The organism is Nostoc sp. (genome assembly GCF_036917195.1).
Lineage (GTDB): Bacteria > Cyanobacteriota > Cyanobacteriia > Cyanobacteriales > Nostocaceae > Nostoc.
Window position 1 is genome coordinate 12648 of the sequence record NZ_JBALDG010000059.1, and the last position, 22825, is coordinate 35472.

The window sequence follows — 22825 nt, forward strand, 5'->3', positions numbered from 1 at the left end:
ATTTATGTTAGAGGTTAAACATTTAGCTGTAAATTACCGAGGAGTAATGGCGGTTGAGAATGTGAGTTTCCGCTCCTTACCGGGACAAATTGTGGGTGTAATTGGCCCAAATGGTGCTGGTAAAAGCACAATGGTGAAGGCAATTTTGGGCTTAGTACCAACTACGAGTGGAGTTGTGAAGTTTCGCGATCGCGCTTTGAAACAACAATTAAGTTCTGTTGCGTATGTACCACAGCGATCGCAAATAGACTGGGATTACCCGATCACAGTTTGGCATGTGGTGCTGATGGCGCGGACTGTGCATACTGGCTGGTTTCGCGCACCTTCACGCTCCTCTCAAGAAATAGTTAAAGATGCTTTGGCAAGGGTGGGGATGTTAGAGTTGCGATCGCGTCAAATTGGAGAATTATCAGGCGGACAGCAGCAGCGAGTATTTTTAGCAAGAGCTTTAGCACAACAAGCCGAATTATTATTTTTCGATGAGCCATTTGTCGGAGTTGATAAAAAGACAGAAGCCATAATGTTTGATGTGTTTGAAGAACTAAAATCTCAAGGCAAGATTTTATTAGTGGTCACTCATGATTTGGGAACAATTTTGACAAAATGTGACCAGCTACTGTTATTAAATAAACAAATAATTGCCAACGGTTCAATGAACGAAGTGATGACAGCAGATAATATTCAACGTGCCTATGGAGATAGTGTATTTATATTGAATAGGGAAGTAGTTTAATGTTAAATTGGCTAATTGAACCCCTAAGTTTTGAATTTATGCGTGGCGCACTTGTTACAGCAATTCTGTTGGGTGTTCTTTGCGCTGTTGTCGGTACTTACTTGATCGTTCAACGCATGGGATTACTAGGAGATGTGATTGCTCATGCAGTTTTACCAGGACTAGCTATAGCCTTTTTCTTGGGTATTGATATTTTCTTAGGTGCATTTATTTCTGGAACTCTCAGCACCTTTGTAATTGGTTGGATTCAATCCCAATCTCGGATCAAAGTTGATGCAGCGATGGCGTTAGTTTTTTCGGGATTTTTAGCCTTGGGTATCATGCTAATTACCCTATTGAAAAGTAAGTTAGACCTGCATGAATTCTTGTTTGGCGATATCTTGGGTGTAACTACAGATGATGTGAAGCGCACTGTAATTATTACAGTTATTGTCTTGCTTTTAGTAAAGCTTTTTTACAAAGAATTGCTATTTTATACATTTGATCCACTTGGCGCTCAAGCAAGTGGTTTACCAATTAATTTGATTCATTTTGGTTTAACTGGTGCTATCACACTGACGATTATTGCTAGTATGCAAACTGTAGGTGTAGTATTAGTAGTTTCCCTGCTGATCGGGCCAGGAATTACAGCTTATTTATTAGTGAAAGAGTTACACCAAATGATGCAATTAGGTGCAATTATTGGTGTAATTAGCAGTGTTACTGGAATGTATATTAGTTACTATTTGAACGTTCCATCAGGGGCAGCTATAGTTTTAGTTGTTTCCGTCATATTTTTATTAGCATTATTTTTTAGTCCTACCCAAGGAATTTTGACCAGACCAGAAATGATTGATCGAAGAGCTAGACTTCTTAGCCAGTTAAAATTTCAAAAGACAAAGTGAGCTAGTGCATTTTTGTCGCCTGGGAGCATCCCAATTTAGGAAAAATATACGGGACTGACGCAAAAACCCTTTTAAATCTTCTTCCCTTTGTGTCCTTTGTATCCTTTGTGGTTCGTTTTTTCATCCTCCTGAGTAAGTCACAATCCTGTATGTAAATTAAATTTGCACATTTGGGATGCTCCCGTAGATGTAGCATGAGTTTTAGTGTTTTCAGCATTGGGATTGAGAAGTTTGCGATCGGCGTAAATTTATTTTGGAATACAGATATACCATGAAAATTCCAGAATTTTAACGGTTTAAGTTAATTTGAGATTTATACCGTCAGAATTCACTCTTAATTGCAAGTTATAAACACCCTAATATTAGCCCCTTGTATGAATCCAAAGCGATCGCTATTTCGGACGAAGATTTAATGTAAGCAAGGCTAAAATTATGGCTAATTGTGGTGTTGACAACATGGAGCCATTTTGGAAAACTTTGATTATCTTGGGAGCGATCGCTGGAGTATAGAGTCAGTCTCACTAAGAATTGCCGTGGGAGGAACTCTAAGATATTAATTACGTTAGCGCAGCTACTTTGGTTGCCGCAAGGCAGTTTAAGCAAGTTGCGTCTGTGAAGCTAGAATCCCCTCGCCTTTAGACGAGGGGAGTGTCAATTTTACCCCCTTTTTAAGGGGATCGCCGCAGGTGGGGGGATCTTAACCGAACCGTATTGCTGCCACATGGATATTTCAGCAAAACACCCTGACATCAACAAACAAGCTATTAATCAGTATTTCAGCCGATACCACTAGCTGCTTGAAAGCGATCGCTCTAGTACCAATGCTGAATACTCTTTCTTCACGAGGGCACAAACCCTTGTTTTCCTTTAACTTCCGAAAGTTTGTGATCTACCAACAGCTTAAAAGCGATAGTTGCGATCGCGCACCCACATACTAACTGGCACTGCCTTCCCCTGTGGATCTACTTTCGCCTTCACCACAATCGGTGGTAGCTGTCCTCTACGGGCGCGTTGGGTTTGTAAGTCGTTGGTAATCTGCCGCCGTTGGTTTTCTTTTATGTAATACGTTTCTAAGCCGTAGTTAACAGAACCATCCTGATAAACACCTTTTAAGGCTACCTGATTGGCTCTTAAAGAAGTGGGGCGATCGCTACTTACTCGTAACGGTCTCCAAGCTCTAGGAATACCCCGACCAGAGGATAGTTGCTCTTGCAAAGTCACGAAGATGTTGGTTCCTTCAGGCAATCTTCTGCCACTTCCACGGCCTCTGCTGACTAATGTTTGCCAACCAGGTAGTCGGCTCAAATTTGCGGTACGGGATATGTTGTAATCTAATGCTAAGGTATTACCTTCCAGCACATTGTTAGGGTCTACAGGCACGGTTTGCAAAATTACCGTCTTACCTGTCACGTCTGTATAAACCGCTTGGGCTGGTACTGCCATAATTAGCCCTGTTTGTAGCGCCAGGGGAGCTAGTAACCGCCAAAAAGGTAAAGACTTATTCGATTTTTGTTCACTGGCAATCAAGTAATCCCGAAAAGTCACCTTCTTGGAGAATTCAGCTTCGGGAGACAAGGTTTTATTTTTAGATTCAGGAGAACTATTAGTCATGAGCGTAGTCCTAAAAAGCAGAGGAATTGAGGAGGTCAAAAGTAACGAGATTAGGACTGACGCAGAGAAACTTTAAAAATTTTGATGCACAGAGATTTTGATGATGGGCAGATTTCAGAATTTTGGATTTTAGATTTTTCCTTCAATCCAAAATTCAAAATTCGTCTTGGAAAGTTCTGTTCGGAGGAAACCTCCGCTCAGACTTTCCGCAAAATCTAAAATTGCATAATCGTTTCATTTTTTGCACTACTTCTTACTTGTAGAGCTACCACCAGGTAAGCGGCGTTCAAACCAGAGTCCAGCGCTAATTAAAGCGGAACCGCACAAGACATAGACCAGCGACTTGAAAAGTAAGTCTGTATCGTACTCTTGTACGCGACTGATAATTTGGACTGTTAATAATAGCATACCGCCCCAAAAGGAACTTCTGTTGCTTAATTTCAATCCTTCTTGAATTAGTCCCCAGGCTAATGTTGCTAGAAGTACATTGAAAATAAAAACACCAAGTTCATCAATCCGACTGATAGTTTGATGCCAAAAAGGTATTATGGCAATAAAGGCAAGAAAAGTACCAATGACAGCAGTTGTGAAAATCACTTCGCGGCGCGGAGGGTTATTTCTTTGACGCAGTAGAAACAACCATTGCAATACCGCCAACCCGCTGAGAATCCCCAGATCGATGATCGGCAGAGACTCGAACAAGTTTGTCACATTCGTTGGCTGATTATAACCATAATTTGGAGATTCCCAGACCCAACGAAAAGAGAGAATGTAAAAGACAATGCCGAAGCTTACCAACGCTAAATTACGGGCCAGGGATTGAAATAACCTGTAATTTATGCTTGGAAACAGCAAATCATCATAACTCCAGAATAATGCCGGTGGGAGTGCAAAAGCAAAAGATGCCATCCAAGGGGCTATATCAGCATAATTCAGCAGTGGCAGCGGATTGAGGTTGGCTTGTAAGGAACTAGCAAAGACAAAGGCTGCTAGACCAAAAATCCAGCGCGATCGACAGAAGTAGGCTAAGGGAACAAACACCAGCCATGCCAACAAAGGCATATGCTGCACCACTAGCCGCGACCAAGTAAACTCACCTGAAGCGTACCACAAGTCTTCTAGTCCAGTCCAATAACCGATTTCCACTAGGACAATTGACAGAATTCCTAAAGAATTTAAGCACAAACCGAAGGCCATCACCACAACACCCAACCCCCAGGCGAGAAACAATTGGGAAGTTGAACCGGCAATATTGAACATCTGGGCCATCAGCAGTAAATTTGCACCGAAAATGAAGGCGCTTAAAATTAGCAACCCCTCTCCCAGTAAGCGTTTACTTCGTTGTGGCTTCTTTCCTTCAGGTTGTCTCCAGGTGTAAAAACCAGTGATAGCGATCGCAAAAAACAAACTCATCATCAGAATAAATTTGATTTCTCGTGACCCTCCCTGCCAGTTTCCGGCTACAAAGGTAATTATGCCTAAGCATAAAAGGATGCCGCCTACAGCAATCGCGATCGCAATAAAGCGATCGCGTGCAGCAGCTTCCAGGTTTTTAAATTGATAACGTTCTGCTAATTGCTCATACAGCGAAGAACTAATTAATCCTTCATCCCTCCATAGTTGTGCTTCTTTGCGTAATTTTTGCGGAAAATTCTCTAAGATCATGACCTTCTCCGGTGCAGTGGGGTAGCTTGGCCATTGCAATCCCAATGGCGGTCATTATATTTTGAGTATGAAGCCAAAAGCATTAATTACATTGTTCTTGTGTAACAGTTTGATTTGTATTGTGATACAACCTAGTTATTTATATATCTATATGGAAAAACCTTCTAATTTATTACTTAAAGTCTCGCGGCGTTTGTTCACTAATCTAGATGAACAAGAGAAATTTATCGAGGCTTTAATGAATCCTCAGCCTTTTTCACCCAGTATTCTTTGGTGTCAAGAAAAGCCAGATATTTCACCTTTGGCAGTGCAAACACCAACCTCTTGGCAACCAAAATTTATAGACCGCTTATACCTGGGAGAAAAACCTGGTCAGCATCCCTTACATCAAAAAGGATATTTCTATTGCTTAGATTTTTCTTCGGTGTTTGCAGCTACTACTTTGTTAGCTATTCCTCAGTCAGTACGTTTAGTTTTTGATATGTGTGCCGCACCAGGAGGTAAAAGTATCTTCGCTTGGAAAGCTTTACAACCTGACTTACTGATCAGTAATGAAGTCATCGGCAAACGTCTGGGAATGCTAATTTCTAATTTTAAGCGTTGTCAGATCAGCCCTAGTGCAGTGGTTAATAGGGATTCGAGTATATTTGCCCAAATGTTTCTCTGCTCTAGCAATTTAGTAATAGTAGATGCTCCTTGTACTGGACAATCCTTACTTGCTAAAGGTGAAAAAGCACCCGGATGTTTTCACCCAACTGCTATTAATAAGAGTGCAAATCGGCAAAAGCGCATTATAGCTAACTCTGCTAAAATTGTTTCACCACAAGGCTATCTGTCTTATATGACTTGTACATATTCACCCGAAGAAAATGAGCAAATTTGTGAATGGTTTTTAGAACGCTTTCCCCAGTTTCAGGCAATAGAAATGAGTAATTTAGCCAAATATCAGTCGCATTTAACTACCATGCCTTGTTATCGGATGTTTCCTCAAGATGGGTTAGGCGCTGGTGCGTTTACTGTCCTGTTTAAAAATACTAATGACGATGAAGATGAGCCTAAAGAATTAGATTTAAATACAATATCTTCGCTGTATATCTACGAAAATTTGAAAAAGTCAAGTTAGTTACATTGGTGACATATATTCTAGCTTAATGCTAAAATATATAATGTTTTAAATAATGCTGCATTTGTCAATCAGCCATCAGGAATACACTTTTAAAGCCAGTTGACTTTTATTAAGGTAATAGATATAAGGATTTTCGTATAAATGCAACATGGGCTACGGATAAAACATTTTTATATACATCAAATTACAGCCAAAAGCTTTAAAAATCTCGTGCCTCGTTAAGAGTCTCAGACTGGGAATGCAATTGGGAGGCTACCGCCTCTCGTCCAAGTGGCAGAGCCGCAATTGAAGAGCATTTCCAGCTAGAATCTGGAAACGAGATTAGGAGACTAATAAAAACTTCCAATAATTAACTCTTATAGATAAAAACTTAACCTCTTCATAACCTAAGATTAACCAAAATTTATCCAGTACCAGCTCTCGACTTTTTGAAATAAACATTGTACAAAAAAGCTAGGCCGTACAAAATGCAAATTACATGAGTCGAAAAGTCAGCAAAGTGTTTGAACAGTCTGGGGTAATTCCTTATAGAGTGAACAATGGCAAAGTCGAAATATTGCTAATCACGACCCGTAACTTTCAACACTGGGTAATTCCCAAAGGAGATATTCCTAATGGTATGAGTCCACCCGCTTCAGCAGCCAAAGAGGCGTGGGAAGAAGCAGGGGTAATTGGGCAGGTAGACGCCAATGAACTGGGCACTTACAAGTACCGCAAACGAGGTAAAATTTACCGGGTCAAGATGTATTTGTTGCCAGTGGAGATGCTGAGTGAAGATTATCCAGAAGCAAGTAAAAGAAAACGGCAGTGGGTAGAAGTGAATAAAGCTATCAGGCGGGTTAAGTTTAATTCACTCAAACGAATCCTGAAAGGTTTTTTTCAGGTTAAATCTCACTTTTGTGCATTTCGAGATGCTAGTCAGATATAGAAATACACATTATTGCAAAGCCCTTGGAGCAATGTGAGGGCTTTTTTAGAAGTGGCTATACTTTAAACAACTGGACTCGCTAATTAAAACAAGTAAACCTTGCAGTGACTAAATTTAGTAATGCCGCTTCTCCCAAAGGGAGACGCTGCGCGAACAAAAGTGGTGTCTGATGCTGCTTTCTTTACTGTAAAACCCAACTTCAACAGGTAAACGAATAATTAAATCAATAACTGTACAAATCTTATCTGCTAGCTGCGCTGTTTTCAAGTATTCCAAGCTTTTTAGTTTCTGAAATAATTAATGCTTTTAGTGTTGACCTTAAGTCTATGCCTACTGCAAAAATGCGACGGATGAATTGATAAAAGCAAGTGCTTCTACTGTTTTTGCGGAAGCACTTGCTTTCAAGAAATCAAGTATGCAGTAGTTCTTTATACTGTAAGTAGAAATTTTCCTGTATGTCCTCTCAAGTCAAGAGTTTATAACTTCCAGGGATTCGCATCTTGATCGTTAATCCTCACCCAAAAGCGAGTACCTGGATTACTCAGATTAGGATCATCTGATTGTGCATAGAAACCAAAACCTGAATATGGCTCATTGGCATCATGAAACTCTGCCATCCTGAACCCAGATAGACCATAACGATTTTTGCCAGCTGCCTGACACTTCCCATCTGCATCTGCTGGAGAAAGCAATGAGCTACCCACAACCTCAGGAATAGCGAAGACTTCTCCACCAGACCAAGAGTTTGTATATGCAGTACCTGTAGCTATATTTGGAATCGGATTACTAGCAAGTTCTTGTGATTTCCGAATGCAAAGTAGTGACCGGACTTCACTTATAGAAGTATCACCAGAGTAGGGATTTGTTTGACTATCATATCTAGCTTGGACATAGGTTTTGCCATTAACGTTTACACTGGTATTGATAATCCAAGTCATAGCTTTCTTGGAGGGTTGAGGTGGTTGTATAGTTACTGGGGTTGTGGTTTGTCCTGGAGCTATGATGCCATCAGCACTTGGAAGGGGTATGAACCTTGGATCTGTTGGTGGCAAATCTTTCCTCTGTAATTGATCTAGTGGGATCTGGGTAGCACTTAGCAAGACTCTAGTATTCGATATCTTTATTGAACCAGGGTTCTTATTACTGTAGCTTAATGTCTGTGATTGTGGCTGTATTTGTACAATATCCTTAAGTTTTTTTTGCAACGGAATTTCGTCACCAGAAGCGCCAGAGCCGACTGGGAATTCAGTCCAAACTCCAATAACTACACCATTCTCTAGAGGATCTGTCTGCTCGTGGTAGATAATCAAATATTGAGTTACTCCTCCTTGTGAATTTGTCACAATGGGAGTCGCCATCGGTCTTATATCCTTAGCAAGGGTGTTGCCATCTCGTAGCTGAATAAGTGTTTGGAAGAAAGAGGGAATTAGTGGCCCAGTTGAAGTAATTTCCTCGGAATATCCATAATGAAATAATACACAACCATTACCATCTTTACAAGTAGTATTATTATACGGAAAGGCAGGAGGATTAGAGCCAACATAATCAAAGTCTAAGGTTAGTCTATTGTTAGGTGGTTCAGTAGTAGCTGGTTTCTCATTGAATGTAACTTCTAGAAAGGGATTAGATGAATTAAGAGAATCAGTAAACTCGGGTTTAGATCCACCCACATTTCTATCATTAAAAAAATTGATACTAAATGGATCAACCAGGAGATTTCTACCGAATATTATTCTACTTATGTAAGGGGAAGAACTAAGATTAAGCCTACCACCAATTGTGACAACATCCGCTTTTTGAGTACTAGTGCAAGAGAGTAGACATTTTAAGTAATTGACACCGTAAATAACATCAACATTGACTAAAACTTGGCTTTCTACTGCTTGGGCGCTAACTGAGGATAGGGAAAATATTGAGGAACCCATTAAGATCGCTAAACCTAGCTGTTTTCCTAACTGTTTGAGCAATTGCATACTTGAATTTCCTTTAAATACAAAGATGAACTGTAGAGTTTCGCTATTGTGGATATAGATTTTTCCGAACTTCCTGATGGCTGCGGTTAATCATAAATCCTCAATTAGTCGCCTTGATTTCGGTGACAAAAATGTGTCACTCAGATGAGCATAATTTTGCCTTTCAATAGTTAATCCAGTACCAAAGGCATCTAAAAATTTAGTGCTGCTGTTGTGGTAAACAAGGTTAAATAGGCAAAATTAATTGTTCATTTTCATCTATCTTCAATTCTTTTTCAACGTAATTACGTATCAAAGAGGTTGTTTGAAAAGTCGTAAAGTATACTCAAAACTCCGCTTCCATTCCTCTCTCCCTATGGGCGAAAGGCTTTGAAACCCCTATTCCCTTGTAGGGAAAGCTTGTTCCGGGGTTAAGTCTTTGAAGTTTTTATGTTAATAACAATACTTTTCAAACATCCTCTAAAATTTCAGGTTGCGTAGATGCATACAAGATAAAATTGGTGGGTAGTCATTTACCAATCAGACTTAGATCCAAGAATTATGCATAACGTTACAAAAGTTTATAGGTATTGCTACTGACTGACTACAACATAGGTTGCTATTTCGGCAACAACAGATAATTAATAGGCGCTTTGCTTGGAATTCCCACGCCTTCAATTCTTGATTCTTTCTTACTCGTGCCCAAGACACAAGTAAAGTCTTCATCAACTTTCTGAGGAACTTAATTTATCTCTACGTCAGAATCAAGCGATCGCCCTCACCCAGCTTGACCAATATCATCAAATATCGTCAGAGCCTATGATAGGATTTAGCAATATTTGGCGCTAATCCGATGAACAAGCAGTCAGCAGCAGACTTTCTTGGCATGAGTGTTCGGGCATTAGAGCGTTATGTACAGCAGGGTAAAATCAGCGTTACCTATGATAAGGGAAAAACTAGACCGACTGCTAACATGGTATGGGTCTATTTATTGAGTGTACAATTCGTTCTAAATCCACAATAAAGCTACCCAAGTTTTTATACCAACAATTCCATCAACTTGCAATCCCTTAGATGTTTGGAAACTGACAATTGCATTTTTAACTGACTCCGTAAAATGCCCATCAATGGCATCAGTATATAATCCAATATTTTTTAATTGCTGTTGTAATTGTTTGACTATTAGCCCAGAATCTCCTAGCTGCAATCCATTAAATCTATTCAAATCGGCTCGACCACTAACACCTGGTACACCAGATATATCACCTTCATATTGATGGATTAGGTATTGCCCCTGCCAAGCACCAGGAATAGTTGGGTTCTTGGTTCCGTAGTTGGCAATCCATAACGGATAATTAGCAAAATCAGATGGATTGCCAAGTTGTTCCCAGAAACTGGGGTAGGTATAAATAATTGGTTTAATTGGTTTTTTTGTTTGTTGTAGAAGGGTTTTTTCCACCTCTGCTAACCACTGTTTGGCTGCATTAATTACAGTTCGGCTATCTACTTTGTCAGTTACCTCTACATCCAGAACTGGTGGTAGGTCTCCTGGTTCTAATTTCCCTAACGTTTTTAAGAATTCCTTCGCTTGCTCAACCGGGTCAGATGTATGGGGGTGAAAGAAATGATAAGCACCCCGAATAATACCAACAGCTTTCATGGTCTGCCAGTGATGAGCAAAAGCAGAATCTTTGATGCTAACTCCTTCTGTAGCTTTGACAAACGCAAAAGTTTTACCAGAGTTTTTTACTGCCGTCCAATCTACTCTGCCGTCTTGATCGGCAACATCAATTCCTTCCATAGAATTTTTTAACCTTTTTAAACAGTACAATACTGAACTTATCAGAGGCTGTGATCAAATTTATGCTATTTCTGGATTTTTAAGTAAATTACAGAAATTTACTAGGGTTGAATGTTAACGGCTCGCACTGGAGTCACTCTGACTTTGCCTGTACAAGGCTTGATTTGTTCTGTGAGGGTAAAGTGCTGGTAAGCATTAGGAGGCGTGATTTCAATTTTACTAGACACTGGGCAGTGTTTCTCTGGAGAACTAATGTGGTTGTATGCTATCTGAAATGAGGCTTGTGTTCCAGGAGCTAGAGTTACTTGTTGTCGAGGTTCCTTACTCGAAAAGTAAGTGTCCTGGGAGCGGATAACTTTAACCCCCTCCAAAGACTGACCTTTTGCATCCAGTAGTGCCAATCCCGGATAACCGTAGAGGTTGCAAGGGGATGAGGCGTTATTACTGAAGGCGTAGGTGAGGGCAACATTCCCAACGCCAGCATCTTCCGAGACTCGGCGCACTGACAATTGACTAGTTTCACAGCGCGTCGGATTTGTGGCAATAGTGGCTTCAGGGGTAGAATTCTCTGTAGTTTTTCCAGCCGATGTAGGTGTTGAGGTCAACACAGTTGCTTTCGTCGGCTGTTCAGTGCTTACTGGTAAGGCTTGTGGCTGTTTTGTAACAGAGGAAGAATTGACACAGCCAGTTGTCACCGCAGTCAGGAGCAACAACACACTGCGTTCCATAATTAGAATTCGCATAGCTCTTTTTTTATAGTGAACTACTTACACTGATGCTTCACATCCAGTATAAGTTTCCAAATTCACAAGGGTTAGCGTTGCTGCGTCATTACATAATGAATTCAACAGCTTATCTATCTTTTCGGGCAACGTGAACAGCAGAAAGAAACGAGAGTTGTACACTGTCTCCAAAGTTCCTCAGCTTTTCCCGCAATCCTGCAAATAGCAACTCCTTCGTCTTTGGCTCCAGTCTGCTCATGGTACTTAATAGCTTAAGGAAATCATCGATGCTGTACGTAACCTCAGACGCGATTTGCTCAGTCATCAACTCCTTAAAATAACCAGAGTCTAGAATGTCTTGTTCAAACCCTCTCAAAATTTCCGCTTGAGTTTTGGCACCTTCATACCGAACAAATGAGGGAGCATAGGCTTGATACACTTCCTCGATCGCTTGGTAAACTTCGTATTTCGGTTCAGCTCTCAGATTCCATAGCAGGATGAGAAACCCGTTGTCGCGTAATGCCGTCGCTGCCTTGGCATACCGAATCTCTGACGGTATCCAGTGAAAGGCATTAGCAGATAGAACGGCATTGAACTGTTTTGCTTCCAGTTCCCACTCCTCAAATGAGGTGTTGTGGATTGCAACGTTTGGATAGGTTGCACAGTTGCGTTGTGCCAAACGACAAAAATCCTGGTTTGGCTCAATACACATCATTGAAAAACCAAATTGAGCAAAAGCTACCGTCGCATTTCCTGGACCACAACCGACCTCAAGAATCGATGCATCTGAGTCAAGTTGGGCTAAAACGACGGACCGCTCGATCAGTTCCTTTGGATATTTTGGTCTGGCGTTGTAATAAACATCAGCAACGGGAGAATACCAATTCCTTCGCTGTTCTAAATCTATAGAAGCTCTGGCATTTATTTCTTGTTTAGAGTCTTGCATAAGCTAGTTTTATCAGCTTTTGAGTCCAACTTCATTTTATTTAGTTTTGTGGCTCAAAGACCAATTCAATATCGATTGCTGTCTTGATACTGTTTGCAAGACCCTCAAAAGATTGGGATTCTCTTGGAAGAAAGCTTGTAAGCTACTAAATAAGGCAAACCCGAAACGTTTTGCGATCGCAACTGGTTTGACATCATGAATGGTATGAAGGTCACAAACCTGTAAACTACCTTCTAAGTAAGGCTTGAGCGCTGGGTAAAGTTCTCACATTTTCGATATTTTATCAGTAATATTATCATTGCGATCGCCAGTCAACTAGAGGCGATCGCTCATAAAATAATCATTGTGTTAACTCTTATAAGAAGCGACCAAATTTGCGACGATCACAACTAGTTCTCCTGGGTCAACTGGTTTAGCCACATGAGTCTGAAAGCCCGCTTCCAAGGCACGGCTACGATACTCGCTATCGCCATAGGCAGTTAAGGCGATAGCGGGGAGTTTTCCCCAAATATCAGGCTTCAGCGCCCGGATCTTGCGGATAAGGGTGTAGCCATCTTCACCAGGCATAGCAATATCACAAATCAAGACATCAGGTTGCAACTCAGGTAGTACTTTCAATGCGATCGCTGCCGATGCAACTGCCATGACAGTGGCTCCATCTGCTTCTAACACGGTAGTAATGTAAAAGCGGCTATCATCATCATCATCAACCACGAGGATGTTTAAGCCAGCAAGGGGAACAGGTTCCATAACATCTCCATTAATGTTGATCAAATGAAAGTTATTTTTAGTCAGCTGCTTGTTTTTTCTCAGTGACCACACCATTGGTAATTTTACTGCGACCGCGCCTATTTTTCTAAACAATAATTCAATTTGTTCAGCCACATCCAATTGATGGTTAATTATTAGCTGGCATTTATAATTATTGACTGGATAAAATTATGTTGGTATTTCAATTCCTTTACATTTAAAAAATTCATTTTAACAAATAGTTGGGGTTTCAAAATAATTTTTATAATTACTTACTGAATTTACAATGTTGAAATTTTGGATAATCGAATTGTTGGCGGAGCCTCTCGTAGAGAAGATTTTTGCGTTCCATTATTTAATGCATTGATACTTGCGAATTTAAACGCGAGAATAATTCTATTTTTCCATTATCCAAACATTTTTTTGACAAGCAAGTGACTTGATTGCTGGGGTCAATCTAAATTCTATTTTTCCATTATCCAAAATTGGTTGACTACTTTCTTACTAATAGGTTTGGATTTTGATGGAGGCTTTTAAAATCAATCCGCTTGGGTTAAGACTCGATCCTCTTTAACCCACGCCACTCGCTCACAGGGGTCTCTCCAAGTAGAACAATTGGCGTGGTAAACCCCCAGACACTCTCTACCAGACCAAGGCGTAGCATTGAGCAAGCCTTAAAAACGGGAGCCACTGCGGTCTTTCCAACGCCAAGGAAGCGTCTCGTTCGCTTGCTCCTAGTGCGGATGCTGCGCGAACAGACTTTTTAAATTTTGAATTTTGAATCTTTCAATTCCAAAATCCAAAATTTAAACATCGTAAATTCGGTGATCAGCTTTTAGTTAAATAAACTCAAAACTCAAAACTTGATTACTCCCATTCAATGGTTCCAGGTGGCTTAGAGGTGATGTCATAAACCACCCGATTCACCCCTTTCACTTCATTCACAATCCGAGTGGAAATCACTTCCAGGACATCGTAAGGGACTCTGGCCCAATCAGCAGTCATGCCATCTTCACTGGTCACAATTCGCAAGACGATGGGGTAAGCGTAGGTACGCCGATCCCCCATAACGCCAACACTACGAATTGGCAGCAAGACAGCAAATGCTTGCCAGACATCATGATACATGCCGCGCTGGTTAATTTCTTGCCGGACAATCAAATCAGCATCGCGCAAAATATTTAACCGTTCAGATGTGACTTCCCCCAGGATGCGAATTGCCAAACCAGGACCAGGAAAAGGTTGCCGTTGGACAATTTCTTCTGGTAAACCAATGGAACGCCCAACTTTGCGGACTTCATCTTTAAATAGTTTCCGCAGTGGTTCCACCAATTTAAATCTTAAGTCTTTGGGCAAACCGCCAACATTGTGATGACTCTTAATTTTCACCGCTACCCGCTCACCAGTTTGGGGATCAACGTTGGTGTCAGCAGATTCGATCACATCTGGATAAAGAGTCCCTTGAGCCAGATAGTCAAAGTGGCCGAGGCGCTTGGATGTTTCCTCAAATACGCTGATAAATTCGTGTCCGATGCGGCGGCGTTTTTCTTCAGGATCTGTAATATTAGCAATTGTAGCTAAAAAGCGATCGCGGGCATTCACATACTCTACTGGAATGTGAAACTGTTCTTGGAACAGCTTTACCAATCGCTCTGGCTCATACTTTCGCATAAAGCCTTGATCGATAAATACGCAAGTTAATTTCTCACCAATTGCTTTATACAGCAAGAAGGCCAGAGTAGAAGAATCCACTCCCCCAGATAGCGCTAACAGCACCCGCTTATCGCCAACTCTGGTGCGAATTTCCCCAATTGCCTCTTCGACAAAAGCCGCTGTTGTCCAAGTGGGTTCGCAATCGCAGATATGGTAGACAAAATTACGAATTAATGCTATACCGCCAATAGAATGCACCACCTCTGGATGGAATTGAACGCCGTAAAGTTTCTTTTCGTGGTCGGCAATGGCAGCACAGGGAGTATTTTCTGTATGTGCCAGCAATTCAAACCCTGACGGCATTTGGATAACTGAGTCTCCATGACTCATCCACATAGTGATGCCATCTTCGACATTAGTGAGCAAATCTGTGGGATCATCAATATATAATGATGCTTTGCCGTACTCACCTCGGTCAGCCTTTACCACTTTCCCACCGAGTTGGTTTACCATTAGCTGCATCCCATAGCAAACACCCAAGACGGGTATTCCCAAATTCCAGATTTCTGGGTCACAATGGGGAGCTTTATCACCATAAACCGAACTCGGCCCACCGGAGAGGATGATTCCCTTTGGATTAAGTTGGCGCAAATATGCAGAAGAAGTGCGATAGGACAAAACTTCAGAGTATACTTGAGTCTCGCGGATGCGCCGGGCAATCAACTCAGAATATTGAGAGCCGAAGTCGAGAATTACAATCAATTGACGATCAAGCCGCCCAAAATCTTCCAATGTTTGGGGGGCTTGTTCTGTTGGTAGAGTCACCGCTGTATTCATGACGGAAATGTTATATCTGTTAAGGATAAATAGATGCTTTGTGGTCTATGGTGATGCTATTATTCAGCCTGCATAGGCTGATAATGGTATAGTAGCCCTAGACAAACGCCAGGTTATGTGCGTTTGTCTAGTCCCGGAGGCGGAGATGGTATGAAAACGATAAATCTACCCTAGAGTGGTTACTTAAAAGATTATTTATTTGGATTGTTTACGATTATTCATAATAAATTAACATAATTTTCCCATCAACAGACCAGCAGTTTTACTCTTCACGATAATTTTGCGATCGCGATCAAAGAGGATAGAGCCACAGACTGTTACTCCTGTGGTGCTTTCACTATGGCTTTGGATGTATTCTTGGGAACGAATATCGATAGTTTCGGCGATCGCAGTGTAAACTTGATTTACCCAATCACTGCCAGTTGCAGCATCTAGCGATTTTAGATATGTTAATGCAGCTTCGGCGGTCGCACTGTTAAACACAGCTTGGATATCTGGTGATTTTAAACCAGCGATCGCACAGTGGGCTGTTAAAATTTCCCGGCGTCCATCAGCCAAGTAGTGATGGGTATGAAAAATTCCTCCTGCCAGTTTCATCAGCTTACCGTGATAGCCAAATAATAAGATTTCTTTTACGCCCAGCACATCAGCTTCTACTAACATTGGGCCGAGCCAGTTAGCAGTTTTGACCAATTGTTCAGGATTAATCCCTAGTTTACGCGCTAAATCTAGGCCATTCTCCCCAATACAGAATACTAAACTTTCAAAACGACTAGCTTTATTTTGTAATTCCGCCCGAAAAACTGCAAGTTGATCTGGTGTACTCAAAGGTTGAGAAATGCCGGTTGTGCCTAAAAGGGAAAGTCCTTCAACCACACCAAAGGCAGAATTTGAAGTCCGAACAGCAAGCGATCGCCCTTCGGGTAGAATAATTGTCACCGTGATTTTTTCCCCAGGTGCTAGCATTCGTTGCAAATTCTCTTGCAACAGCTTTTGAGCGTAAGCATAAATAGCAGGCTTGTGATCAGCATTAACCTGTCTGCCAATTCCTTCCCCACCTTTAATAATTACAGCATCATCACCCTGTTCTCGCCATTCCACCAATGCCCAAATCGGTGTATCTTTAGTCAAATCGAGATTATCACCAGGATCGCTGCGGGTGATTGCTAAAGCTGTATTTTCAGACAGTCCTGCTACCTGTTCAATGGGGATTTCGGCGATTTGAGCCGGTTCAATCAAATCTATAGATGCTAAAGTTATGGGTTGGCGATCGCGTAACCAATGTAAAGCTGCAACAGCAGCAGCGCACGCAAATACCGGGAGTGTGTATCCAGAACGGGACATTTTGTAAAGTCAAAAGAATTCTTCAAAATTTTTCGTGTAGCGCGTCTCGTAAAGAAAACAGCTTCAGATGGCAATTTAGACACCGACTGTAGCTTGCTTCCTTCATAGTAATGGCAAAACGCAGCTTGGCAGTTAACCTCAGCAACGCCACCAGCAGCTTTTGTCCGTTCTCTACCGTGAAGTGCTAGGTGGTTAGCTCAATTATTTTTCATCTTCGTCTTCCCCGAATAACTCTGTCAACCCAATTTAACAAATCACTTTTGTCAACTTTAGCAAGTATGTAAGTATCTCTTTGCACTCTCTGAAGAGCACCTTTCGTAAGATATGTTGAAGTCACTAAAATACCTTTGCTTGCTTTGTGTTCGCTACGTGTATCTGCTAACTCTCGTATTACCTCTATCCCCACTTTGTTACCAGGCTTCTTATGTTTAGCTTGCCAAACAGCCTTAAACAATCCACTCTCACCTAAATCCTTAGTTGCAATCAAATCTTTACCACCATCATTGCGTCCTGCGCCTAATTCAACCGAGTATCCATCCTTTTCCAATAGCTCTGCCACTAGCTCTTCAAACTCACGCCAGTGAAAAGATGCAATATCTATTTTACCCTCAATCAATTTCTCAAGAATGCCAAAACTAGGTGATAGCTGAATAATTTCGCTTTTGCTTTCCGGCAGTACTAGCTCTGATTTACTGTATTGTTTTTTACGTTTCGGAATGAGATATTCAACGAATATTCCATCATTCAGCACGTTTTTAATATTTTGTTTTAAGCGCGTCTTTTCGGCAGGTTCGAGCCACTTATCTATCTGCTCAAGTAATTCCTCCCTACCCAAATCATTTTGAAAAGTGGACAATTCAACCGATGGAAACAGGTGATTATCTGGATCGTACTTATCGAAAAAAAAGCCTATTGCATGATCGTAACCAAAAAGTATTGGCTCCCCGTTTTTGGATTCTGTAACTACTTGGGACACAAATCTTGCTCAATCAATTTCAAACTACTTTAACTTTGAACACGAAAAGACAGATTCTTAACTATGCCATTACCAAAAGATAAAGCAGCACAACGCCACAGTTGAGCCGCCGTAGATAACCTTTGACTCTCAAAGATCACTGTCGGTCGGCTCCAAGGCAGTATTAGCCTGCTGACTACTACTTCTTGCTGCTTCTAGCTTTTGGCGAATCGCTGCTTGAACCTTCTCATCAAAATCGGGATCGTCGGGGCTTGCAACAATCCTACGCGGACGCTGATTAATCCTGTCCAAATATGCTTGAAAAGCAGCTTGATCACCGCGATGCTTGAGAAAATACTGTTTCAATTCAATATCAGACATTGAATCGTAATTAATTTGGCTCATCAGACAACTCTCCGTTGGGTAAAATTTAGAATTCAATCTCTTCGTCATACCCAGCAAGGATGTATACATTACGAGTCCGATTATCAATGCAAATCAGGTATATGGGCTGAAGCATGATATACCTCAGTTGATAGCTAATATTATACAAACTTGCTACTTGAGCAGCAGTAGGCATTTTAGTTAATTACACCACCTGCTCACCATTTTACCAGTTCCGCATAACTGCCCAATTAAATAGTTAGACTCCCACTTCTGATAATAAAGCTTCCATAGCTTCCCAAGAAATTCCTTGTTGGATATAACGGGGTGCTTCAGGATTGTAAGGACTGGCTACTCGGTCAATATTAAGGATGTTCGCCCCATCTGGTATAACTGGTACATCTGGATCAAATGCCGTTGGACGCATCAAAGAACTAGAAAAGCCTTTGAAAATAGCAATTGTATCTTGCTCATCGGCAATTTCCACTGTTACAAGTAGCACTTCTTGAGGACGTTTAGCGGTGTATTGTTCCAGTCGCTTGCCAATGGAATTCATTTTTTTAAGAGTAGGGGTACGCTGGTGCAGCGACGGTTACTGTGGTGTGGCTGAACGTCCCTGCTTGCCCAGCTTAATCAGAACAAAATAGCTTAAGTAAAGCACATAAATTACTAAACTAATTATGCCAAGAAAACCTAAAAATTCAGCTTTGCTATTAGCATGGAAATATTCTTTGAATAGCAACGGAGCCTCGAACCAGACGCGACAATATGGAGTTTTAAGCATATTGCCAGAAAAAGCACAACCCAAAAAAGGGATAAAGGCTAGTGTACCCAAAATACAATAAACAGTTGTAGCCCAGCGCCAAGAGGTAAAAATCAATTTCAAAGAGCCACTGGTTTGATATTCAATTTCATCGTTGAGATCCACCCAGAACCACAGCGAAATCGGGATCAAAATCCGAGCTATCAATCCAGAAATAAAGCTAACTGGATACTGGGCAATCATTAAGTAAATCGTAATTGCCACCAGGCTTGATACCCGCCAGTATATACTTAATAAGCGTTGTATGCTTTCTGCTTTTTGCACAAATGCCCAAATCAGAAGAATTAGCGGAATAATTACCAGGAATAATACTGCCAGTCGGTAATCAATCCAGACGAAAGGGCGAAACCAAATACTATAATCCATTGTTTTTCTCAAACGCTAAATAAAACATTTTTAACCAAGAGCAACTATCCATAACTGACAAACCTGTAAGCTATTAGCTAACTAGTAGTCTATCTATATTAGATAACAGTTTAATCAAAGCACAAAGCTCAGTGTCTTGCCTCAAAACTGCGCTCTAACTTATTTGTACAAGCAAGTAGCTCCCCAACTCATAAGTAGATGGATCTAAATAAATATAATAGGACTTAGGCACACTCTACGATTCTTCTCTTCTCTACGAGATGCTGCGCGTTGGCGTTGGCGGAAGCCTTTCGCAGAGATGGCGGTAGCCTGCGGCAAGCCACTACGTGTCTACGATAAATTAAGCTTTTTGGCAATTTTTGCCTAAGTCCTATTAAGAATAGTTCGTCATTGCGTACTCCTTTGGAGAACCCGAACGCGAGTGCGTCTCTGCCAGGAGAAGGGTACGAAGTATTCGCGGTAGTGTCTTGTAGAGTTGCAATTGCAAAGACTGAGATTGCTAACTCTACAAGACACTATGCGAACACTCCACTGCGTTACGTACTCTACAGGAAGGCTTACGCCAACGCAATGATATTTTATATTTAATTTCGCCCAACTCATACCATTTCACAAAATTTATACTATAAATACGTTTGTAGGGGCATACATGTGTACGCCCCTACAGCCAATTCATTTGTTACAAAGATTTTTGGAAAAGGTATTACATGGTAAAATGTTCAATTCACTTTCCTTAATCTCTGTATTTAGCAAAAAACAAGCAACTCAAAGATCCTCAACTTAGATTTTGCACCTACCTGTAGTAGCATCAGGGAGTCTGTTCAAAACCCACCCACCAACTACAAACTCGGCACTCCCAGACAAAACCCCAACTTTTTTGGGTATAAAGGTTTCCTTATAAGATAAAAAATTCTCAAAGTTTAACCTTTATACATCCGTAACTTCAGATATTTCACCAATTTTCCACCTGTTGGAGAAAATGATCAAAGAGGGAGAGTGCGATTTTAGGCGGGAGTGAGGTGAAAGTGCGACATTTGAGTTAAGTAAATCCTGGTCGCTTGCTGACCAAATGAACAGAAAATTCACTTGCCTAAATTTCTAGTCGTCGTAAACCCGGCATTCAATTGCATCTGGGTTGTCATCACAATACTGTTCTAGAGAGTTTTTTGGCTTGCTTTGGCGTTTGTGGGAAGCTTCGGCTTGCAATTCTTCTACTGCATCCCAAGCAGCAGCACACTCTGGTGAGTTGCTACCGTTAGTATCACAGACAGTACGTGCTTGTTCGACTTCTTCTTGAATTTTCTCTTGGATACCGCTCTTTGTTGTTTCTTGGATGTTAGTCATTGCTTTAGTCTCGTTGTGTGTTGTTAATACCAGTATAGAAAAATTAAGAAATGGGAGATTTTGGCTTGATTACTAACCATTCTAACCACTTAGCTCATAAGTTAGTATTTTAGCCTATTGATTTATAACCAATATAGGAAACTGCTGCATCTATAATGCATTCATCTTTAATTTTTTAAGATTTTGTGGAATCAGTACTAGAGATAAACAATCATACAATATATTTAGATGCATCTATTAAGGAATGACAACCCCAGCTTCTTGGGATGGAGGAGACAAAGGGCTGGGGCTAATTCTTGTAAGATGCAATTCTTCCCAAAAGAAAAAATCAAAACCTACTAGCCTAAAAAGAGAAAGAAGCTCAAAACTCATGGCAGACCAAATGCAGTGGGCAAACGCCCTATCAACCCGTCATTCTTTGGAAGCAGCTGTTACAGATGTGGTGGAACGAGCTGTCTCATCATTAACAGCACCTGCGGATCTAGGACTGGTATTCATTTCGTCTGCTTTTGCGAGTGAGTATTCCCGACTGTTACCGTTGTTAGCCGAAAAACTTTCTGTGCCAGTGCTAATTGGCTGTAGTGGTGGAGGTGTGATTGGGACGACAGTTAGCGGAGAAACCCAAGAACTGGAAACTGAACCAGCTATCAGCTTGACTTTAGCACACCTTCCAGGAGTGAAGGTTCAAGTCTTTCATATTGTTGCTGAAGAATTACCTGACTTAGACAGTTCACCAGATGCTTGGGTTGATTTGATCGGTGTACCAGCATCACCGACACCGCAGTTCATCTTGCTGTCTAGTTCTTTTGCCTCTGGAATCAACAATTTGTTGCAGGGACTGGATTTTGCTTATCCAGGATCGGTGATAGTGGGGGGACAGGCTAGTGGTGGGGGTATGGGTGGTCGTGTTGCCCTATTTTGTAACGATGCTGACGAACACCAAAACCTGTATCGCGAGGGCACTGTTGGTATAGCTTTGACTGGCAATATTGTTTTGGAAACGATTGTAGCCCAAGGATGCCGACCGATTGGCAAACCATTGCAAGTCACAAAAGCCGATCGCAATATTATTCTGGAGTTAGATGATAAAGTCCCTTTGATGGTGTTACGGGATTTGATTGCCAGTCTCAGCGAAGAAGAACGGACTTTAGCACAGCACTCTTTGTTTGTTGGTGTGGCAATGGATGAATTTAAGCTGGCTTTGCAGCAAGGAGACTTTTTAATTCGTGGTATTCTTGGGGTCGATCCAACAGCTGGGGCGATCGCAATTGGCGATCGCGTCCGTCCTGGTCAAAGACTGCAATTTCACTTACGTGATTCCCAAGCCTCTGCTGAAGACCTAAAGTTACTTCTCCAAAGCTATCAAACCGAACGAGAATCTGAACCCTCTGCCGTAGCTGCCTTGATGTTTGCCTGTCTGGGGCGAGGTGAAGGACTGTATGGTAAACCCAATTTCGATTCTGAACTATTTCGGCGCTACATTAACGATATTCCTGTAGTCGGCTTTTTCTGTGGTGGTGAAATCGGCCCTGTTGGTGGCAGAACCTTCTTACACGCCTACACTTCAGTATTTGGAATTTGTCGCCAAAATCAGTTATGAATTATGAATTAAACTCCTGACTCTATAGCAATCCTATCTAAATTTCGTTCAAATTCGCGGTGTCCAGATCCCCGACTTCTTTAAGAAGTCGGGGATCTAACTTTTCACGAATGATTTACGGCTGCTACAACTGTTTGTTTAGCATTTAGCTGTCATTCTATAGCAGTCCTAAATCATTTGTAAAAAAGAAATTAACCACGGAGGCGCAGAGAGCGCAGAGAAAGGAATGAGAGATTTTTACGACTCATTTAGGATTGCTATATATTTGCAGATATATATCGAGATAAACGCTTTGAAGACTTGAATATATAGAGAAATATATTCATTGTATACAACTAGTTTAAATATTAATTTATACCTTGTCTTATTTAACTAAAAGCTCCATGATTGATTGAGAAAAC

Annotated in this window: 21 protein-coding genes; 6 read left to right on the plus strand and 15 right to left on the minus strand. The window is 41.2% G+C overall.

The window, feature by feature from the left end; translation table 11 throughout:
• The first annotated feature begins 4 nt into the window (after positions 1 to 4).
• Together V7K40_RS18700 and V7K40_RS18705 are read left to right on the plus strand one after the other, a co-directional pair.
• Positions 5 to 733 carry a metal ABC transporter ATP-binding protein gene (locus V7K40_RS18700; RefSeq protein WP_334962228.1) on the plus strand — a complete coding sequence of 243 codons (729 nt, stop codon included), beginning with the start codon at positions 5 to 7 and terminating at the stop codon, positions 731 to 733.
• The gene (locus V7K40_RS18705) at positions 733 to 1617 is read left to right on the plus strand and encodes a metal ABC transporter permease (RefSeq protein ID WP_334962230.1); all 885 of its coding nucleotides are present in this window, start codon (positions 733 to 735) and stop codon (positions 1615 to 1617) included. The genes V7K40_RS18700 and V7K40_RS18705 overlap by 1 nt, the downstream gene beginning before the upstream one ends.
• A 345-nt stretch (positions 1618 to 1962) precedes the next feature.
• Here V7K40_RS18705 and V7K40_RS18710 read toward each other — a convergent pair whose 3' ends face one another.
• The 3 genes from V7K40_RS18710 to V7K40_RS18720 all read right to left on the minus strand — a co-directional run bounded on the left by V7K40_RS18710 (position 1963) and on the right by V7K40_RS18720 (position 4893).
• Complete coding sequence (locus V7K40_RS18710) at positions 1963 to 2139, minus strand: hypothetical protein (RefSeq protein ID WP_334962232.1); 177 nt, start codon at positions 2137 to 2139, stop codon at positions 1963 to 1965.
• Between the two features lie 378 nt (positions 2140 to 2517).
• Complete coding sequence (locus V7K40_RS18715; RefSeq protein ID WP_334962234.1) at positions 2518 to 3228, minus strand: GDYXXLXY domain-containing protein; 711 nt, start codon at positions 3226 to 3228, stop codon at positions 2518 to 2520.
• Positions 3229 to 3474: 246 nt separating this feature from the next.
• Positions 3475 to 4893, minus strand: a complete 1419-nt coding sequence (locus tag V7K40_RS18720; RefSeq protein ID WP_334962236.1) for a DUF2157 domain-containing protein — start codon at positions 4891 to 4893, stop codon at positions 3475 to 3477.
• A 151-nt stretch (positions 4894 to 5044) separates the two neighbouring features.
• Here V7K40_RS18720 and V7K40_RS18725 point away from each other — a divergent pair, with 151 nt between their 5' ends.
• Both V7K40_RS18725 and V7K40_RS18730 read left to right on the plus strand, forming a co-directional pair.
• The gene (locus V7K40_RS18725; RefSeq protein ID WP_334962238.1) at positions 5045 to 6016 is read left to right on the plus strand and encodes an RsmB/NOP family class I SAM-dependent RNA methyltransferase; all 972 of its coding nucleotides are present in this window, start codon (positions 5045 to 5047) and stop codon (positions 6014 to 6016) included.
• A gap of 481 nt (positions 6017 to 6497) precedes the next feature.
• The gene (locus V7K40_RS18730; RefSeq protein ID WP_334962240.1) at positions 6498 to 6947 is read left to right on the plus strand and encodes an NUDIX hydrolase; all 450 of its coding nucleotides are present in this window, start codon (positions 6498 to 6500) and stop codon (positions 6945 to 6947) included.
• Positions 6948 to 7423: 476 nt separating this feature from the next.
• Here V7K40_RS18730 and V7K40_RS18735 read toward each other — a convergent pair whose 3' ends face one another.
• On the minus strand, positions 7424 to 8920 hold the full coding sequence (locus V7K40_RS18735; protein WP_334962242.1) for a hypothetical protein: 1497 nt from the start codon (positions 8918 to 8920) through the stop codon (positions 7424 to 7426).
• Between the two features lie 832 nt (positions 8921 to 9752).
• On the opposite strand from V7K40_RS18735, the gene V7K40_RS18740 reads away from it, so the two are divergent.
• Positions 9753 to 9923: a hypothetical protein gene (locus V7K40_RS18740; RefSeq protein ID WP_334962245.1), complete on the plus strand. Its 171-nt coding sequence runs from the start codon at positions 9753 to 9755 to the stop codon at positions 9921 to 9923.
• On the opposite strand, the gene V7K40_RS18745 is transcribed toward V7K40_RS18740, so the two are convergent.
• The 11 genes from V7K40_RS18745 to V7K40_RS18795 form a co-directional block, all read right to left on the minus strand.
• Entirely contained in the window at positions 9909 to 10700 is a 792-nt protein-coding gene (locus V7K40_RS18745; protein WP_334962247.1) for a GH25 family lysozyme, read from the minus strand. The two genes, V7K40_RS18740 and V7K40_RS18745, sit on opposite strands and share 15 nt — an antisense overlap.
• A 101-nt stretch (positions 10701 to 10801) precedes the next feature.
• Positions 10802 to 11443, minus strand: coding sequence for a DUF4232 domain-containing protein (locus V7K40_RS18750; RefSeq protein WP_334962249.1), 642 nt, complete (start codon positions 11441 to 11443; stop codon positions 10802 to 10804).
• 109 nt (positions 11444 to 11552) lie between these two features.
• Positions 11553 to 12368, minus strand: coding sequence for a class I SAM-dependent methyltransferase (locus tag V7K40_RS18755; protein WP_334962251.1), 816 nt, complete (start codon positions 12366 to 12368; stop codon positions 11553 to 11555).
• Between the two features lie 348 nt (positions 12369 to 12716).
• On the minus strand, positions 12717 to 13118 hold the full coding sequence (locus V7K40_RS18760; protein WP_334962253.1) for a response regulator: 402 nt from the start codon (positions 13116 to 13118) through the stop codon (positions 12717 to 12719).
• Positions 13119 to 13985: 867 nt separating this feature from the next.
• Entirely contained in the window at positions 13986 to 15608 is a 1623-nt protein-coding gene (guaA, locus tag V7K40_RS18765) for a glutamine-hydrolyzing GMP synthase (protein WP_334962254.1), read from the minus strand.
• Positions 15609 to 15836: 228 nt separating this feature from the next.
• On the minus strand, positions 15837 to 16952 hold the full coding sequence (gene cbiD, locus V7K40_RS18770; RefSeq protein ID WP_334962257.1) for a cobalt-precorrin-5B (C(1))-methyltransferase CbiD: 1116 nt from the start codon (positions 16950 to 16952) through the stop codon (positions 15837 to 15839).
• A 208-nt stretch (positions 16953 to 17160) separates the two neighbouring features.
• Positions 17161 to 17928: a restriction endonuclease gene (locus V7K40_RS18775; protein WP_334962261.1), complete on the minus strand. Its 768-nt coding sequence runs from the start codon at positions 17926 to 17928 to the stop codon at positions 17161 to 17163.
• 129 nt (positions 17929 to 18057) lie between these two features.
• A complete protein-coding gene (locus V7K40_RS18780; RefSeq protein ID WP_334962263.1) occupies positions 18058 to 18312 on the minus strand; it encodes a hypothetical protein in 255 nt (84 codons plus the stop codon).
• Between the two features lie 238 nt (positions 18313 to 18550).
• A complete protein-coding gene (locus V7K40_RS18785) occupies positions 18551 to 18847 on the minus strand; it encodes a hypothetical protein (protein ID WP_334962265.1) in 297 nt (98 codons plus the stop codon).
• Between the two features lie 36 nt (positions 18848 to 18883).
• The gene (locus V7K40_RS18790; protein ID WP_334962267.1) at positions 18884 to 19480 is read right to left on the minus strand and encodes a DUF3177 family protein; all 597 of its coding nucleotides are present in this window, start codon (positions 19478 to 19480) and stop codon (positions 18884 to 18886) included.
• 1098 nt (positions 19481 to 20578) lie between these two features.
• Entirely contained in the window at positions 20579 to 20824 is a 246-nt protein-coding gene (locus V7K40_RS18795) for a Calvin cycle protein CP12 (protein ID WP_334962269.1), read from the minus strand.
• Positions 20825 to 21194: 370 nt separating this feature from the next.
• Here V7K40_RS18795 and V7K40_RS18800 point away from each other — a divergent pair, with 370 nt between their 5' ends.
• Positions 21195 to 22424, plus strand: a complete 1230-nt coding sequence (locus tag V7K40_RS18800; protein WP_334962271.1) for an FIST N-terminal domain-containing protein — start codon at positions 21195 to 21197, stop codon at positions 22422 to 22424.
• Positions 22425 to 22825: the final 401 nt, after the last annotated feature.